General features: G+C 70.0%; 16 protein-coding genes and 1 tRNA gene. 9 read left to right on the plus strand and 8 right to left on the minus strand.

The window, feature by feature from the left end; translation table 11 throughout:
- Positions 1–5: 5 nt before the first annotated feature.
- From ACGFNP_RS13910 to ACGFNP_RS13925, 4 genes are read right to left on the minus strand one after another with little or no spacing between them, the layout of a single operon-like run.
- Positions 6–908 (minus strand): hypothetical protein, encoded by a 903-nt coding sequence (locus tag ACGFNP_RS13910; RefSeq protein ID WP_358337609.1) that lies wholly within the window; start codon positions 906–908, stop codon positions 6–8.
- Between the two features lie 34 nt (positions 909–942).
- Entirely contained in the window at positions 943–1827 is an 885-nt protein-coding gene (locus ACGFNP_RS13915) for a hypothetical protein (protein ID WP_393318273.1), read from the minus strand.
- Positions 1824–2174: a PadR family transcriptional regulator gene (locus ACGFNP_RS13920; RefSeq protein ID WP_393318275.1), complete on the minus strand. Its 351-nt coding sequence runs from the start codon at positions 2172–2174 to the stop codon at positions 1824–1826. Before ACGFNP_RS13920 ends, ACGFNP_RS13915 begins: the two co-directional genes overlap by 4 nt.
- A 39-nt stretch (positions 2175–2213) precedes the next feature.
- On the minus strand, positions 2214–2720 hold the full coding sequence (locus ACGFNP_RS13925; RefSeq protein ID WP_393318278.1) for an NUDIX hydrolase: 507 nt from the start codon (positions 2718–2720) through the stop codon (positions 2214–2216).
- A 73-nt stretch (positions 2721–2793) separates the two neighbouring features.
- Here ACGFNP_RS13925 and ACGFNP_RS13930 point away from each other — a divergent pair, with 73 nt between their 5' ends.
- The gene (locus tag ACGFNP_RS13930) at positions 2794–3885 is read left to right on the plus strand and encodes a calcium:proton antiporter (protein ID WP_393318281.1); all 1092 of its coding nucleotides are present in this window, start codon (positions 2794–2796) and stop codon (positions 3883–3885) included.
- On the opposite strand, the gene ACGFNP_RS13935 is transcribed toward ACGFNP_RS13930, so the two are convergent.
- Positions 3882–4625: an ABC transporter permease gene (locus tag ACGFNP_RS13935; RefSeq protein ID WP_358337596.1), complete on the minus strand. Its 744-nt coding sequence runs from the start codon at positions 4623–4625 to the stop codon at positions 3882–3884. The genes ACGFNP_RS13930 and ACGFNP_RS13935 overlap by 4 nt on opposite strands.
- Positions 4606–5592 (minus strand): ATP-binding cassette domain-containing protein, encoded by a 987-nt coding sequence (locus ACGFNP_RS13940; protein WP_393318284.1) that lies wholly within the window; start codon positions 5590–5592, stop codon positions 4606–4608. Before ACGFNP_RS13940 ends, ACGFNP_RS13935 begins: the two co-directional genes overlap by 20 nt.
- Before the next feature lie 249 nt (positions 5593–5841).
- Here ACGFNP_RS13940 and ACGFNP_RS13945 point away from each other — a divergent pair, with 249 nt between their 5' ends.
- The 3 genes from ACGFNP_RS13945 (at position 5842) to ACGFNP_RS13955 (ending at position 8342) form a co-directional block, all read left to right on the plus strand.
- On the plus strand, positions 5842–6843 hold the full coding sequence (locus tag ACGFNP_RS13945) for a lysozyme (protein ID WP_393318287.1): 1002 nt from the start codon (positions 5842–5844) through the stop codon (positions 6841–6843).
- A gap of 108 nt (positions 6844–6951) precedes the next feature.
- A complete protein-coding gene (locus ACGFNP_RS13950; RefSeq protein ID WP_393318290.1) occupies positions 6952–7458 on the plus strand; it encodes a C40 family peptidase in 507 nt (168 codons plus the stop codon).
- 50 nt (positions 7459–7508) lie between these two features.
- Positions 7509–8342: a GNAT family N-acetyltransferase gene (locus ACGFNP_RS13955; protein WP_358337584.1), complete on the plus strand. Its 834-nt coding sequence runs from the start codon at positions 7509–7511 to the stop codon at positions 8340–8342.
- A 10-nt stretch (positions 8343–8352) separates the two neighbouring features.
- Here ACGFNP_RS13955 and ACGFNP_RS13960 read toward each other — a convergent pair whose 3' ends face one another.
- Positions 8353–9300 (minus strand): hypothetical protein, encoded by a 948-nt coding sequence (locus ACGFNP_RS13960; protein ID WP_393318293.1) that lies wholly within the window; start codon positions 9298–9300, stop codon positions 8353–8355.
- Between the two features lie 115 nt (positions 9301–9415).
- Between ACGFNP_RS13960 and ACGFNP_RS13965 the strand changes: the two genes are divergently transcribed.
- On the plus strand, positions 9416–10117 hold the full coding sequence (locus ACGFNP_RS13965) for a hemerythrin domain-containing protein (protein WP_393318296.1): 702 nt from the start codon (positions 9416–9418) through the stop codon (positions 10115–10117).
- Here the strand turns inward: ACGFNP_RS13965 and ACGFNP_RS13970 are convergent.
- On the minus strand, positions 10102–13344 hold the full coding sequence (locus ACGFNP_RS13970) for a BTAD domain-containing putative transcriptional regulator (protein ID WP_393318299.1): 3243 nt from the start codon (positions 13342–13344) through the stop codon (positions 10102–10104). The genes ACGFNP_RS13965 and ACGFNP_RS13970 overlap by 16 nt on opposite strands.
- A 322-nt stretch (positions 13345–13666) precedes the next feature.
- Here ACGFNP_RS13970 and ACGFNP_RS13975 point away from each other — a divergent pair, with 322 nt between their 5' ends.
- From ACGFNP_RS13975 to ACGFNP_RS13990, 4 genes are all read left to right on the plus strand, one after another.
- Entirely contained in the window at positions 13667–13870 is a 204-nt protein-coding gene (locus tag ACGFNP_RS13975) for a transposase (protein ID WP_214640437.1), read from the plus strand.
- A 68-nt stretch (positions 13871–13938) separates the two neighbouring features.
- Positions 13939–14011, plus strand: a tRNA-Thr gene (locus ACGFNP_RS13980).
- 441 nt (positions 14012–14452) lie between these two features.
- On the plus strand, positions 14453–14743 hold the full coding sequence (locus tag ACGFNP_RS13985) for a hypothetical protein (protein ID WP_393318302.1): 291 nt from the start codon (positions 14453–14455) through the stop codon (positions 14741–14743).
- 79 nt (positions 14744–14822) lie between these two features.
- Positions 14823–15212, plus strand: a complete 390-nt coding sequence (locus ACGFNP_RS13990; RefSeq protein WP_393318305.1) for a hypothetical protein — start codon at positions 14823–14825, stop codon at positions 15210–15212.
- Positions 15213–15217: the final 5 nt, after the last annotated feature.

Below are 15217 nucleotides of genomic sequence, written 5' to 3' on the forward strand. Positions count from 1 at the left end.
GTGCCTCACATGCCGAATTCTTCGTTGACCTGCCGGGTGACGGCCGCGTCCTTGGGCAGGTACGCCGGGTAGAAGTCCTTGCCGCACTCCAGGTCGTCGAGGGCCGCCTTGATCTCCTTGGTCAGGTAGGGCCTGGCCTCCTCCGGGGTGAGCGTGGGGGCGTAGGTCATCCTCATCTCGCCCTCCTTGACCGGCGGCGCGACATCGGGCACGTCGTCAAGCTGCTGCCTGCCCAGCTTGTCCTCCTGGACGAGGAACGTTTCCTGCCCCTGGCGGGACATGGCCATGGGCGTGGTCTTGCCGATCGGGTAGCCCTTGCCCTTGAGGCAGCCGGCCATGGCGGAGGCAAGCTCGATCAGCTTGGGGTCACTGTTGACCATCCTGGCAAGGGCCTGCTCGGAAGCCCGGTTCTGCTGGTTGAAGTAGTCGTCCATCGACTTCAAGGTCTTGCCGAGGACCTTCTTGGCCGCCTCGATCATGCAGCTGTCCGTCGCCTTCCGGTAGGCCGTCGACTGGGCCTTGGACAGCGAATTCTGGATCTCCCAGTTGGGGTTGATCTCTGGCTTGTCGGGCTTGACGGCCGGGTTCCCCATCTCCTTGGGGTAGACGTGCATCGCGAACACCCCGAACCCGTATTTTTCGCGATATTTCCGCATTGCTTGGTAGTCGCCGATGTCGCGGGCTTTGTCGTCCTCGCTGTCCTGCTTCGGCGGCTGGACGTAGGCGACGTACTTGAAGCCCTTCTGCTTCATGCAGTCGGCTTTGACCGATTCGAGCTGATGCTTCTTGTCCTTGGCCGCCGCGGCTTGGGATGGTTCCGGCGCGTTCTCGGTGGTGCCCCCGCACCCGCCGAGTACGACCAGTGCGGCCAGTGCCACGACAGGAGCAAGAGGGGATCTCTTGAGCATGGCAGGTGACCATACTCCGTTTAACAGAGCATGGTCAATCCAGGCAGTGCCTGCGCTGCCGATAGGGCGCGAACGCGGTCGCCAGGGTCAGCACGACCAGGACGCCCCAGTAGGCGAGGTGCTGCCTGGTGAGTTCGTCCGCGTGCAGGCCCAGGTCACCCGACGTGACCAGCAGGTAGATGCCAGCGGCCAGCGCCCAGCGCGGGTCGCGCGCCAGGTACGCGCCCGCCACGGCCAGTCCCAGCGCCACCGCCTCGACGGCCATCTTGCTCAGGCTGATCGGGAACCACGTGTCCTCCGGCAGCCACGAAGGGCCCGCCCACGAGGCCGCCACCGCCGCCGCGAACCACCACCATGACCGGACCCGCGGCCGATGCCGCCGCAAGATCAGCACCGCCAGCCCGGAGAGCGCGACCCCGTAGCCGGCGGCCACCACGACCGGGCTGCTGGTCTCGAACAGAGGGCGGTCGGTGAGCGCCGACGGGTAGACAGGCAGAAGGGTGAGGTCCAGAAGCGTCCAGCCGCCGGCGATCGCGAACGCCTTGACCCCGGTGACGAAGGTGAGCGCCAACGCCGGCCACACCCATCCGCGCATGACCGCCAGCAGCGCGAGCACCGACAGCAGCGTCCACAGCGGTAGCGAACCCGTGTACGGCAGCAACGCGGCCAGGTTCGCCGCCGAGACCGCCGTGATCCCGAGATGCAGGCCGTCCGCCCACGCGCTGCCCGTCGCCTGGTGGGTGATGCGGGCGCGCACGCCGCCCCGGAGCAGCCCCCACGCCTCCTTGAGCACCGGGGAGGACTGCCCAGGAGTGGCGGAATCGAGCAGGACGTCGAGCAGTTCGTCGCCGTGCGCCACGCGGTACTGCCTCGGGTAGGCCAGCAGCAGCCTGCGGTAGCGCCGTTCGAGCGCCGTCATGCGGTCGGGCGCGAGCCGAGGAGCGCGAACGTGGTCGGCCGCAGGACGAGCGACGCGGCCTCCTGCATGCGCCGGGCCTCGGCCTCCACCAGCGCCTGGCCCTCATCGGTGATCCTGAAGTAGCGCCTGTTGCGACCGTTGACCGTCTCCTCGCGGTCCACGGCGATCACGCCCCGCTCGTTGAGCCGCTCCAGGATGCCGTAGAGCGTGCCGACCGAGGGCTGGACCCGGCCACCGGACAGCTCCTTGATCGATTTGCTGATCGCGTGTCCGTGCAACGGGCCGCCGCGCAGCGCGGTCAGCACGAAGTACATCGGCTCGCTGACTTCTGAGGTTCCCCTGGGCATGGGATGAGATTATTCCGTTTAACGAAGCGTCTGCAACGGCTACAGCGTCCGGTACGCGATCAGCCAGCTCTGCCCGCCGCAGAGCCGTTCCACCTCCTCGGCCGGAAGCCAGGCGGCGCTCGTGCTCTCCGACTCTGGAGGGGGCCGCACGTCGGGCCCAGGGGAGTCGAGCCGCGCTTGGAACATCACCAGATTCGTCAGCGCCCCGTAGCGGTACCCCTCGGGCGCCGGCCCCGTCAGCTCGATCCGCAGCCACGCGAAAACGGAGAGCTCCTCCGCCGCCAGCACCAGCCCGGTCTCCTCGGCCAGCTCGCGGACGGCGGCGTCCACGGGAGATTCGCCGGGTTCGAGGTGCCCGCCGGGCATGTCCCAGCCGCGCCCCTCCCGATCGACGCAGGTCAGCAGCATCCTGTCGGCGTCGTCCCGGACGACGGCGAAGGCCGTGGTGATCTCTCCGGTGGGTGGCAGCCGGGAGGACAGGACGACCTCCAGCCGGTGCGGCATGGGGATCCATGGTGCGGTCTGCGTCGCGATCACCTGATCCATGGCCTATTTCCCCCAAAAGGGATGACAGGGCATGATCGGTAGTAACTCCGGAAGATTGGGCAGCATTCTGTATATGCTCCGTTACCTAGCGCGATGGTGGATGGTCGCGGTCCCCCTGCTGGCGCTCCTCGCTCTGGCGCTGTCATGGGGGAGTGAACTCCCGTTCGTCCTGGCGGTCATCCTGGCCGTCCTGCTCGCCGGCGCCGTACTGGCCGCCGTGCACCACGCCGAGGTCATCGCGCACCGGGTGGGCGAGCCGTTCGGATCGCTGGTGCTGGCCGTGGCCGTGACGGTGATCGAGGTGGCGCTGATCGTCAGCCTGATGATCTCAGGTGGCGAGCATTCGGCGTCGCTGGCCCGCGACACGGTGTTCGCCGCAGTCATGATCACCTGTAACGGCATCGTCGGGCTGTCGCTGCTCAGCGGCACGCTCCGGCGCAGGGTGGCGGTCTTCAACGCCGAGGGCACGGGCGGCGCGCTGGCGACGGTCGCCACGCTGAGCACGCTCAGCCTCGCGCTGCCGACGTTCACCACGAGCGCCAAGGGGCCCGCCTTCTCTCCCGCGCAGCTCGGGTTCGCGGCGGTGGTGTCGCTCCTGCTGTACGGGCTGTTCGTGCTGACTCAGACCGTACGGCACCGCGACTACTTCCTGCCGGTCACCACCGAGGGCACGGCCGCCACCACCGAGGAGCACGCGCCGCGGCCGTCGGCGCGGGCCACCATGATCAGCCTCGGGCTGCTGCTGGTGGCGCTGGTGGCGGTCGTCGGCCTGGCCAAGGTCGAGTCGCCGGTGATCGAGCTGGCGGTCTCGTCGGCCGGGCTGCCCCAGGCGGTCGTCGGCGTGGTGATCGCGCTGCTGGTGCTGCTGCCGGAGACCATCGCCGCCGTTCGGGCGGCCCGGCGCGACCAGATCCAGATCAGCCTCAACCTGGCCCTGGGCTCGGCGATGGCCAGCATCGGGCTGACGATACCGGCCATCGCGGTGGCCTCCATCTGGCTGAAGGGGCCGCTGTTGCTCGGCCTCGGCGCCACGCACCTGGTGCTGCTGGGACTGACCTTCATCGTCACGACGCTCACCGTGGTGCCGGGGCGGGCGACGCTGCTGCAGAGCGGCGTACATCTGGTGCTGTTCGCCGCGTTCCTGTTCCTGGCGATCAGTCCCTAGACGCCGCGTCTCATCGCCCGGTTGCCCAGCCAGAGGCCCAATGCGGCGATCAGGCAGGTGGCCGCCGTGCCGTACAGGATGGACGGGTCGGTGAGATCGCCCGAGAAGAGGGCGCGCTGGGCGTCGACGACGTACGAGATCGGGTTGATCCGGCCGACCACCCGCAGCCACTCGGGCCCCGACTCCACGGGCAGCAGCACCCCGGACAGCAGCAGGACCGGGAACATCACCACCTGGGTGACCATGTAGAACAGGGTGCCGCTGGGCGCAGACTTGATCGCGAGGACGAACGACAGCGCGCCGAGCCCGACACCCAGCGTGATGAGCATCGCGAGCCCGGCCAGCACCCCGACCGGATACAGCCGGAAGCCCAGCGGGATCGCCAGCAGGATGATCAGCACGGCCTGGCAGAGCAGGACCGCCATCTCCTTCAGCGTCCGGCCGACCAGCATGGCCGTACGGTTCAGCGGGGTCACCATGAGGCGCTCCATCGAACCGCCGAGCAGCTCGACCAGCATCAGGTAGCCCGCGGCCATGGGCCCCGACAGGCACATCATGACCAGGATCCCGGGCACGAACCACTGCCACGACGAGCCGACCGCCCCGTCGAGCAGCGAGCCGAACAGGAACAGGAACAGCAGCGGCTGCCCCATCGAGAACAGCAGCCCGGCGGGCTCGCGCAGGGCGGGGATGGCTTCGCGGGTGAGGACGGTCGCGGTGTCACGCAGGAAGGTCGTCATCGGTGAGGCTTCTCCCGGTAAGGGTGAGGAACACGTCGTCGAGGGTCGGGCGGGCGGTCTCGGCGGTGACGACCTTGACGCCGGCCGCCTCCAGCGTGCGCAGGTATTCGGGCAGGGCCGCGGCCGCGTTCGCGACGCGCAGCCACACGGTCGTGCCCTGGACCTCGACCGCTTTGGTCGCCGCACCGGCTGCCGTCTCGACCGTCATCTCGCCGTCGGCGATCTGGGCGGCCATGGCCGCTTCCTGCTCGGTCGCCGTGGTGATCGTGATGCGGTCGCCGGCCAGGTCGTTCTTGAGCCGCTCGGCGGTGCCGTCCGCGATGATCTCGCCGTTGTCGATGATCACCACGCGTTCGGCCATGCTGTCGGCCTCTTCGAGGTAGTGGGTGGTCAGGAAGAGCGTCGTGCCGTACGCCTCGCGCAGCCGCAGGATGTGCGACCAGACGTCGGCGCGGCTCTTGGGGTCGAGGCCGGTGGACGGTTCGTCGAGGAAGAGCAGCCCCGGGCGGTGAACGAGGCCGAGCGCGATGTCGAGGCGGCGGCGCTGGCCGCCCGACAGCGTGCCGGGCTTGCGCTGGGCCAGTGGCCGCAGTTCGAGCAGGTCGAGCAGCTCGTCGGCGCGCCTGCCCGCCTCCGCCGGGGTCAGGCCGTAGCAGCGGCCCTGGGTGACGAGCTCGTCGCGGGCGCGGAAGTTCTCGCCGGCGCTGTTCTTCTGGCCGACGTACCCGATGCGGGCGCGCACACCGGCGGGGTCGCGGGCGATGTCCCGGCCCGCCACGGTGGCGGTGCCGGAGGTGGGTGGCAGCAGGGTGGTCAGCATGCGGAGGGTGGTCGACTTGCCTGCGCCGTTCGGGCCGAGGAAGGCGACCAGCTGGCCGGCCTCCACGTCGAGATCGATCCCGCGTACGGCTTCGACGGACTCTTTCTTCAGCTTGAACACTCGGGTCAGTCCCCGGGCGTGGATCATGGTTGTTCTCCTCCGGGCATGGCGAAGAAACCCCAGGTCGGGGGCTCGATTGAGGATCAGCATCAGCTTGAGCCAGTTAAAGCCGGTTTGGCAAACGCGAATGTCACGTTCATATACGGCTGTGACCTGCGGAGACGCCCTTTCGCGCACAGGCTGTGGATAACGATTTTCTGGCCGCTGAAATGCGGTTTTATATCGATATATGAGATTTCTTGCGAGCCCGTGTGGCGCTCCGAGATGATCTTCCGCGTGAAACGTCTGTTGTTATTGGCGGCGGTCGCCACGGCCGGCATGACCGGCACCGCGTGGGCCGCCGACGGGGTCGCCGGGGTGGACGTCAGCAACTGGACCGGCGAGATCGACTGGCCGAGTGTCGCGTCCGGTGGCGGGAAGTTCGCGTTCGTGCACGCCACCGAGGGGACCGACTACCGCAACCCCTCCTTCGACGCGCAGTACGGCGGCGCGGCGGAGGCCGGGCTGTTCCGCGGGGCCTACCATTTCGCGCAGCCGCACGAGTCCGACGGCGCCGCCCAGGCCGAGTTCTTCGTGCAGAACGGCGGCGACTGGAAGATCGACGGCCGGACCTTGCCCGGGGTGCTCGACCTGGAGGAGAACCCGTACAAGGACAAGAACGGCAAGGACGGCTGCTACGGCCTGTCGCAGAAGGACATGGTCGCCTGGGTCAAGTCGTTCAACGCGAAGTACCGGGAGCAGACCGGCCGCCGGGCGATCATCTACACCACCCGGGCCTGGTGGCAGACGTGCACCGGCGACTCCGGCAAGTTCGGCGCCAACCCGCTGTGGCTGGCCCGCTGGGGCGGCGACCCCGGTGAGCTGCCCAAGGGCTGGGAGCGGCACACCTTCTGGCAGTCGGCCGAGAAAGGCACGCTGGCCGGTGGCCAGAACTCCTTCAAGGGCTCCGAGGCCGAACTGGAGGAGCTGGCCAACCCGGCCGCCGAGGTGACGGTCTCCGGCATGGCCAGGAACAGGAAGTCCTACACGGTCACCGTGGCCAACACCGGCCCGGTCACCGTCACGCACGTCAAGCTGACCGGCCGCGCGTACGGCGGCCAGCGGGTGGTCGCGGCATCGGGCTGCGACTTCAGCGGTACGGCGGTCCGCTGCGACGTCGCCGAGCTCCGGCGGGGCCAGAAGGTCACGCTGACCTTCACCACGAACCCCAAGGCCAAGGGGAAGGTGGGCATGCGCTTCACGGTCGGCTCGGTGAAGCTCGTCCTCGCGGCCCGATAAGCCGGCCCGCCTACGCGGCCTCCCGATAAAGCAGAATAAATCCCGATGCCTACTTTTCGGGAGTCAGCGAGATCTTTTCGGGAGTCACCGGGATCGCGATGGCGTTGGGTGGCGATCGCGCTCGTCCTGGTGACCGCCACCGCGTCGATGCCGCTCCTGCGCTACCCCGTCCCTTCGGTGATCGTCAGGATCGCGTACGAGATCGAGCGGCGGGGCGTCGTCTACTCCTGGGGCGGCGGCCACGGCTCGGACCCCGGCCCGTCGAAGGGCACGTGCCAGGGCTACCGGGGAAAGACCCGGCCCTGCCCGGCGGCCACGACGCGGGGGCTCGACTGCTCGGGTTTCACCAGGTGGGTGTACGCCCGGGCCTTCGGTCTCGACGTGCTCGGCCCCGGCACCACCGACGCCCACGTGCGCCGGATGCGCCGGGTCGGCTCCGCCGTACCGGGCGACCTCGTTTTCTTCGGAAAAATAACGAAAAACACCGTTAAGACACACCATGTAGGCATCTACCTGGGCAACGGAAAGATGATGAACGCCCCCGAGACCGGAGCCTCAGTACGCGTCGACGACATCGGGCGGAAAAAGGATTTCGCGGGCTTCTACCGCTATTGAGCGATCGCCTCCCGTGGTACGAGATCACCTACGCCTGAGAGGAGCCGACAGTGATCGTCGAGTGGGCCGCGCTGTCCGCCGCGGATCTGCCGGCGGTCGCCGATCTCGCCCAGCGGTGCGTGGCGCACGACGGTGGGCCCCAGGCGACCGCGTCCCCGTCCTTCCTGGAGCGCAGGTACACCACGGGGCCGGCGGTGGGCGCGTTCACCGATGGCCGCCTGGTCGCCTGCGGGGTCGTGCGCCCCGTGGGCGACGTGCCGGCGGTGACCGGCCTGGTCGATCCGGAACATCGGGGACGCGGCCTGGGATCCGGCCTGCTCGACCGGCTGATCAAGGGCCCGGTCCGGCTGGAGACCGAGTCGCTGACCCCGCAGGCCCATGCGCTCTTCGTGTCGCGCGGGTTCCGGCAAACGTTCGCCGAGGACGTCTATCGCCGCGATCTGACCCTTCCGCTTCCGGCCGTCCCCTTCCCTCCGGAGCTGGAGATCGAGGAATGGTCGCAGGACACCGAAGGGTCCTTCTATGAGGCCTACGCCGCGTCCTTCGCCGACCGTCCCGGCTTCCCCGGCTGGTCGCGGGAGGAGTGGGTGGACTGGCTGGTCGACGACGAGTTCCTGCCCGAGTGTTCGCTGGTGGCGCGCGGAGCGGGCGGGGCCGCCGGGTTCGTGGCGTGCGCGGAGGGGTTCCTGATCCAGGTCGGCGCCGTACCCGGGTGGCGGCGGCGCGGCCTCGCCCGGGCACTCGCGGCCGCCGCGCTCGACCGCATGCGCACCCGCGGGGCGACGGAGGTCTTCTTGGACGTCAACGTCAACAACCCGGCCTCGGCCGCCCTCTTCCAGGACCTCGGGTTCGAGGTGATCGCCCGCCGGGCCCGCTACGAATGACCCAACGCGATCAGCGAGCCGGGAGACGGATCTTCGGCACCGGCTGGGCGCGGCGGGCGGCCTCGGTCTGAAGTCGGCGCCGTAGCTGTCTGCCGTGGCCGAGAAAGGAACGGGTCCGCACGCGGCGGTCCTCGGGCAGGCTCCAGTCGGGCAGCGCGCGGTCGATCGCGACGGTGAGCCGGTCGTCGCCGCAGGCGGTGGCGGTGCCGAGCAGTACGACGTTCTCCTGCCACCGCATGCCGGGATCGTGCCGGTGGAAGGTCAGGCAGACCGGGCCGGGCGCGGCGGCCACACCGGCGGGCAGGTCCAGCTCGTACCCGGTGGCGATGGGGGAGAAGGCGCGCGCGGGCACGGTCACGGGCAGGCCGTCCGCCACCATCGACACGATCGGCCGGCCCAGATCGCGGGCCCGGCGGGCGTACGGGCGCCATTCGGCGGGCGGCGCGGAGCGGCTGGGCAGGCGGGGGCCCGACGGGACCGGGTCGGAGGCGGGGGCCGTGGTGCCGGGCGGGCAGGTCCAGGACAGTGGATCGCCGGTCAGGTCACCGCCGGGCCACCAGGTGATCCGCTCGGGGGTCACCTCGACGTAGATCCGCGCGAAGTACCAGGTCAAGCGCTTGACCACAAACCACGGCATTCCCGAGAAGGCGTCCGGGATCTTGACCAGGGAGTCGCGGACGTACCGGTCGGTGTTGGCCTGCAGGTCGGCGTCGCGGACGGTGGCGCGGCCCTGCACCAGCACCACCGGGTCGCCCTCGAACAGCAGGGCGACGCGCGGATCGCGGCGCGCCCGCTCGGCCTTGCCGGGATAGGTCAGGCCGGTGCTGACGTCGATCGTGCCGCGGGGGCCGGTGTACGGGGTGACGGGCCAGGTGATGGGGCGCTCGTCGCGGGTGAGCGAGGTGTAGGCGCACACCACGGAGCTCTGGAACGTCGTGGTGGGGAGCGTGAGTGTCATGGCCGCACACGCTAATGACCGGGTCTTGAGCCGCTCTTGGAGCCGATCTTCCAGAACCGCCCAAGACCGAGCGGCCACCATGACGGCACCTCTCCAGAGCAGAAGGAGCACGACCATGCGTACCGCCGCGCACCCGAACATCCCGCAGATCATGCTGCCCGGTCAGGCCGCCGTCGCGCCGGGGCCGCTCGACATGACCAACATGTACCTGGCGCACTACGGTTTCCGCCGCGACCTCGGCCATCTGCTCACCGCGATCGGCCGGGTCCCCCTCGACGACCGGCGGCGCGTCACCGCCCTGCGCGAGCACTACGCGTGGGTGCTGTTCGTGCTGCACCACCACCACACCTCCGAGGACGAGACGGTCTGGCCGCGGCTGCGGGAGCGGGCGCCGCAGGCGCTCGGCACCATCGACGCGCTGGAGGCCGAGCATGAGGCCTGCGACCACTGGATCCGCGAGAGCACCGAAGCCTTCCAGGCGGTCGACGCCCGGCCGTCCGAGCAGGGGCGCGAGCGGCTCATGACCGCCCTGCGCGCGCTGGCCGACACCATCGGTGCGCACCTGGCGCACGAGGAGATCGACGGGATCCCGCTGATGATGGCCCACATCACGCCCGAGGAGGACGCGGCGACCCACAAGGCGATCATGAAGCAGTACGGCCTCCGCAACCTGATCACGCTGCTCGGCTGGATCACCTCCGAGCTGCCGGCCGACGTCGAGGCCCACCTGCGCAAGACCTCGCCTAGGCCGCTGCTGCTGCTCAGCACCCTGGCCAGGGGCCGCTACCAGCGGCGTACGGCCTACTTGTGGGGCTGACCCAGCTCCCGCTCCACGATATCGGCGTGCTCGGCGTGCCGCCGCGCGGCCTCGGTGTCGCCGAGGGCCTCGGCCAGCTGCGCGAGCGACCGGCTGACCGGCCACATCAACATGCTCAGCCCGGCGATCCCCATCCGGTCGGCGTACGGCAATGCCTCCTCGTACAGGTCGGCGCAGGCCTGCCGGTCGCCCAGTGCCGCCCAGACCTCGCAGCGGATGACCAGCCAGAACAGGTAGACGAACGTGCGTGGCATCGGTGGTTGCCGCTCCCACGGTCCGAGCACCTGCCGCGCCTCCGCCGGCCGGCCGCTGACCACCAGGTAGTGGGCGTACCCGTCCGGGTTGAACTGGTCGAGCTGCTCGTGCGCGATGTCCTGCGGCGGCTGCGCCGCGTCCGCCGTCCCGCGGCGCAGGCGCATGAGCGCGACCTGGTACGTGACGCCGGTCGTGCTCGTCTCCACGCCCCACATCGAAGTGGCGCGCTGCTCGGCGGCGGTGGCCGCGAGCAGCGACTCGGCCGCCTCCAGGTCGCCGCGGTGGACGAGGACGCCGAGCCGCAGCCAGCCCAGCATGATGCGCAGGTACGGCATGTGCGTGCGGCCGATCAGTCGCTCCGCCTCGGCCAGCACGTCCAGGGCCGCACGCACCCGGCACAGCTCCAGCAGCGTGCCACCTTGGCAGGTGAGCCCGATCGTGCGCAGCTCGTCGTCGCCCGCCTCCAGCCCGGCGCGGGCCATCTCCTCGCCCGCCGCCAGCCGCTGGTGCACCGAGTCGGGGTCGAGCAGCGCGTAGTAGCGGGCGAACAGCACCCGGCCGAGCAGCGTCGCGTCGTTCTCCTGACGCGCCAGCCGCGCCGCCTCGGCGCTCCACCGGTCCCGCTCCGCCGGGTCCCGCCCCGGCTGGTAGTACGTCTGGAGCGCCAGGCAGGCCAGCACCCGGGCCCGGGCCAACGGCTCCAGCCCCCCGTCGGCGGCCAGCTCCATCAGGTCCGCCACCAGGTCGGCGTCGTAGCCGCCGTAGACCTTCCAGGGTTGCAGGATGCGGCCGCCGTACCCGGTCGCGGCCTCGATCCAGCGCCGCCGGTCGCCCTCCTGCTTGGCCAGGCGGCGGATCCGTGTCAGCTCGGCCTCCTGCCCCAGCGAGTCGCCCGCCCCGAACCTGGCCTCGGCCAGCGCGAACAGCAGGTCCATCCGCTCGGCCTGGTCCAGCTCGGGGTCGTCCTCGGCCACCCGCTCGGCCCGCTCCAGCAGCTCGACGGCCGCGTCGTACGCGCGCAGCCGTTTGGCCTCCTCGGCCGCCCGCCACGCCGCCCGCCAGGCACGCGCGGTGAGGCCCGCGGGGATCGCCTGGAACCAGTGGTGGGCGGCGGCGGCCAACCGGTCGGAGGCCGAGCCGCCGGTACGCGACTCGAGCGCGGTGGCCACGGCGGCGTGCAGCCGGGCCCGGCGCAGCACCGGCACCACCTCCGTGAGCGCCTCCTGCACCAGCGCGTGCACGAACAGGAACCGGCCGGGCCGCCCCTCCGCGACCAGGCCGGCGGCCATGGCCGGTTCCAGCCGGTCCAGCGTCGCGTCCAGGTCGAGCCCGGCGGCCTCGGCCACGATCGCCACGTCGAACTCCCGGCCGGCCACCGCCGCCGCCCGCAACAGCTCGGCGGACGGCTCGGGAAGCCGGTTCACCCGGCCGAGCACGACGTCCCGCGCGCCCAGCGGCAGCGTGCCGCGGCCCGGCGATCCGGCTTCCAGGTAGCGCATCAGCTCCGTGACGAGGAACGGGTTGCCGTTCGTGCGGTCCCTGAGCGCCCGCACGTCCGTGCCCGCCGGGGTCAGCTCGGCCAGGTCGGACGCCGACAGGCCGGACAGCGGCAGCCGTACCGCCTGCCGGCGCGACAGTGCTTCGAACACCTCTGCCAGCGCGCCCTCTGGCGGGGGCCAGTCGCGTGCCGTGCCCACCACGGCCAGCCTGCCGTTCAGCGCGTACTCTGCCAGGTAGCTCAGCAGCCGCAGCGAGGACCGGTCCGCCCAGTGCAGGTCGTCCAGCACCACCAGCACCGGCCGCCGCCCCGCGGTCAGGGCCCGTGCCGTGGCCTCGTAGGTGCGGAACCTCGCGCCCTCGGGGTCGGTCCCGGTCGCGGAGCCGACTCCGGGCAGGTTCGCCCGCACGTCGGCGGGCAGCGGCGGCAGTGTGTCGGCCAGCCGCTCCAGCACCGTCACCCAAGGCCAGAACGCCGGCGCGCCCTCCGTCGCCGCGCACCGCCCTACCGCGACCGTGAAACCCCTGGCACCGGCTCGGCTCACCAGTTCCTCAGCCAGCCGCGTCTTGCCGATCCCCGGCTCGCCGGTGATCAGCGAGAACCCCGCTCGGCCCGCCGCCGCCGCTTCCAGCAAGCCGTCCAGCGCGGTCAGCTCCGCCCGCCGACCCGTGATCCCCCGTTCGGCCACCTGCGGTTCGATCGGCGGCGGCCGGTTGGGGAGCAGCGCGGGGGATTGGCCGAGGATGTCGCGTTCCAGCTCGCGTAACTCCTCGCCCGGGTCGATGCCGAGCTCCTCGGCCAGGATCCGGCGCGCCGTGCGCAGCGTCTCCAGGGCCTCCCCCTGGCGACCGCTCCGGTAGAGCGCCACAGCCCGCAGCGCCCACAGCCGTTCGCGCAGCGGGTGCTCGTACGTCAGGGCCTCCAGCTCGCCCAGCAACTCGCCGTGGCGGTCCTGATGGATGACCGCGCTCACCCGCAGCTCGCGGGCCCGCTCCCGGGCCTCGGTGAGCCGCGCCCTGATGGCGGCCACGTACGCCTGATCGTCCAGGTCCTGGTACGGCTCCCCGCGCCACAGCGCCAACGCCTCGCTCGCCAGCCGCTCCGCCTCGGCGGGCTCGGCCGCCTGCTCGGCCTGCCTGACCAGGCGCAGGAAACGCGTCGTGTCCACCTGCTCCTGATCGATCGCCAGCGTGTAGCCCACCGGTCCGAACGTCAGCAACCGGCTCTGCTCCCTGGCCTGGCGTCCCGGCTCCAGCAGGCGGCGCAGGTTGGACACGTACGAGTGCAGCGAAGCCTGTGCCTCGGCCGGCGGCTCCTCGCCCCACAGCCGGTCGATCAGCGTGGCCGGGGCCACCGGCCGCCCCTCCGCCAGTACCAGCGTGCTCACCAGCGCCCGCAGCTTCAGCGACGTGATCTGACACGAGTGCCCGTCGTCGCCGACGATCTCCAGCGGGCCCAGCACTCGGATGTCCACAGCCTTACCACTCTCGTGAAGTCGCCCGATTTTACGACAAGGGGAGGCCGGGGTGGTTCATGCCGTCTCTCTCGTCGGCTCGGCAATTGAGATAGACGTGCCTTGATCGTGGGAGGCGTTAGGTGCGTGGGGCTCGAAGATGCCGGTCTCGATTGCGGGAAAACGGCGCTGGCCGAGGACCTTCAGGAGAACGGTGGTCACTTTCCGGCCCGCCCGGGAACATCTGCGATTCGGTTGATCCGGTTCGCTACCGACTCGGTATGGCGTGTAACGCCTGTCGCGTAGCGGAAATTGAGAGACCCAGGAGCTACTGTGTGCCGCTATGGACAGGCGATGGGTCGGGATAGACGGCTACGAGGTCGTTCTCGCCGAGCGTGACGGCCGGCAGGTGCTCCGGGTGCGCCGGGACGGGGTTCCTGTCGCCGACTGTGTGTCGGTCGCGGAGGTGGCCCGTCACGTCGATCTGGCCGATCTCTGCGAGGTCGTCGATCTGCCGTTTCAGCGGGGGTACGAGGCGGTCGGCTGATGAGGCTGACGAGTTCGCATCATCGCTGAGTGCCGTGTATGGTTACACCTGTCCGCAGCGCCGGACAGGCCCCTATAGCTCAGTCGGCAGAGCGTCTCCATGGTAAGGAGAAGGTCAACGGTTCGATTCCGTTTGGGGGCTCGCACACTGACAAGGCAAACGCCCGGACCCAGATCACTTGGGGCCGGGCTTTTCTGATCATCCAGGGATTTTCGCGATGGATTCGCCCTCTTAAGAGCTCTCCGGCAGTTCTCGCCAGAGAAGAGCCACCAGTAACCCCAACGCCATCACGCTATTGTGATGATATAGCTACCTTCTGTGACTGTTGTTGGCGTCGACAGTTGGAGGGCTGCGTGAGAAGCCAGTCGGCCGCGCGTCTGATCGCCGCACTGTTAGCCGTCTCGAGCGGATGCGCCGACCAAGCCGAGGGTGGCGAGAATTGCGAACTCCATTGAGCAGCGGTCCGCCCGAGCAGCTGCGCTGCGACATGTGGCTGACGTTCTGCGAATGTGCGTCCTCGGCCGTCCTCGCAAGGGGATTCTCGGTTACGCCTCCTCCGGACCCCGACGCAGACCGCTGACCATGTATGCATCTCGGTGGAGAGCGCTCCCGGAGGCCGTTGCCCGTGCCCTCCGCCCAACGCCCGAACCGGCGCTCGGCACTGCTGCCGAATGGGTGCTGGCCAGGGAATCGGGCGGCTGGGCGGTCCGGCCCGGTGGTGCTCTCGACGGCGCACCGACATACTTCACCGCGGACATCCCCGCGGATGATCAGAACGCGGCGTTCGACTGGGCGCGCGAGATCACGCCCACCGCCGACCAGAAGGCGATCCCACTACATGGGGCCGCCGCCGCGCTGACCATCGCGTGCTGAACCATCCGTCATCCCGGGACGTATCAAGGGAGCGAAGAGTCGCACGTGTCGTTGTTCATCGGCAGATGGGAATCAGCCAATGTCTCGTCGCGCAATCGCCCTGTTCTTAGGCGCCTCGCTCGCCGCCTCGGTCTTCGCCGGGCCGGCCTCCGCCACCACCGACACCACCCCGCCCAGCGCCCCGACCATCCTGACGGTCTTCGAGTACCAGTTCCTCGAGTTGGCCTTCAGCTACTCGCTCTCGACGGACGATGTCACGCCGAAGGCCGCGATCACGTACGAGCTCTATCTCGACGGCGTATTCGAGAGCGACATCGTCCCGTTCATCCGGCCCCAGTTCCCGAACAGCTCCAACGCCTTCGCCTACGCCCACGCTCCCGGACCGGTCACCCTCACGATGCGGGCGGTGGACGCGGCGGGCAACAAGTCGGCGTTGAGCAACGCCATCACGGTCACCGCGACCGAATAGCGCCG

The organism is Nonomuraea sp. NPDC049269, assembly GCF_043197155.1.
In the GTDB taxonomy this organism is placed as follows: Bacteria; Actinomycetota; Actinomycetes; order Streptosporangiales; family Streptosporangiaceae; genus Nonomuraea.

Bases quoted from the DNA above. Each gene is read 5' to 3' on its own strand.
- ACGFNP_RS13910 (WP_358337609.1), bottom strand. From the start codon at position 908: ATGCTCAAGAGATCCCCTCTTGCTCCTGTCGTGGCACTGGCCGCACTG.
- ACGFNP_RS13915 (WP_393318273.1), bottom strand. From the start codon at position 1,827: ATGACGGCGCTCGAACGGCGCTACCGCAGGCTGCTGCTGGCCTACCCG.
- ACGFNP_RS13920 (WP_393318275.1), bottom strand. From the start codon at position 2,174: ATGCCCAGGGGAACCTCAGAAGTCAGCGAGCCGATGTACTTCGTGCTG.
- ACGFNP_RS13925 (WP_393318278.1), bottom strand. From the start codon at position 2,720: ATGGATCAGGTGATCGCGACGCAGACCGCACCATGGATCCCCATGCCG.
- ACGFNP_RS13930 (WP_393318281.1), top strand. From the start codon at position 2,794: ATGCTCCGTTACCTAGCGCGATGGTGGATGGTCGCGGTCCCCCTGCTG.
- ACGFNP_RS13935 (WP_358337596.1), bottom strand. From the start codon at position 4,625: ATGACGACCTTCCTGCGTGACACCGCGACCGTCCTCACCCGCGAAGCC.
- ACGFNP_RS13940 (WP_393318284.1), bottom strand. From the start codon at position 5,592: ATGATCCACGCCCGGGGACTGACCCGAGTGTTCAAGCTGAAGAAAGAG.
- ACGFNP_RS13960 (WP_393318293.1), bottom strand. From the start codon at position 9,300: ATGACACTCACGCTCCCCACCACGACGTTCCAGAGCTCCGTGGTGTGC.
- ACGFNP_RS13965 (WP_393318296.1), top strand. From the start codon at position 9,416: ATGCGTACCGCCGCGCACCCGAACATCCCGCAGATCATGCTGCCCGGT.
- ACGFNP_RS13975 (WP_214640437.1), top strand. From the start codon at position 13,667: ATGGACAGGCGATGGGTCGGGATAGACGGCTACGAGGTCGTTCTCGCC.
- ACGFNP_RS13985 (WP_393318302.1), top strand. From the start codon at position 14,453: ATGTATGCATCTCGGTGGAGAGCGCTCCCGGAGGCCGTTGCCCGTGCC.
- ACGFNP_RS13990 (WP_393318305.1), top strand. From the start codon at position 14,823: ATGTCTCGTCGCGCAATCGCCCTGTTCTTAGGCGCCTCGCTCGCCGCC.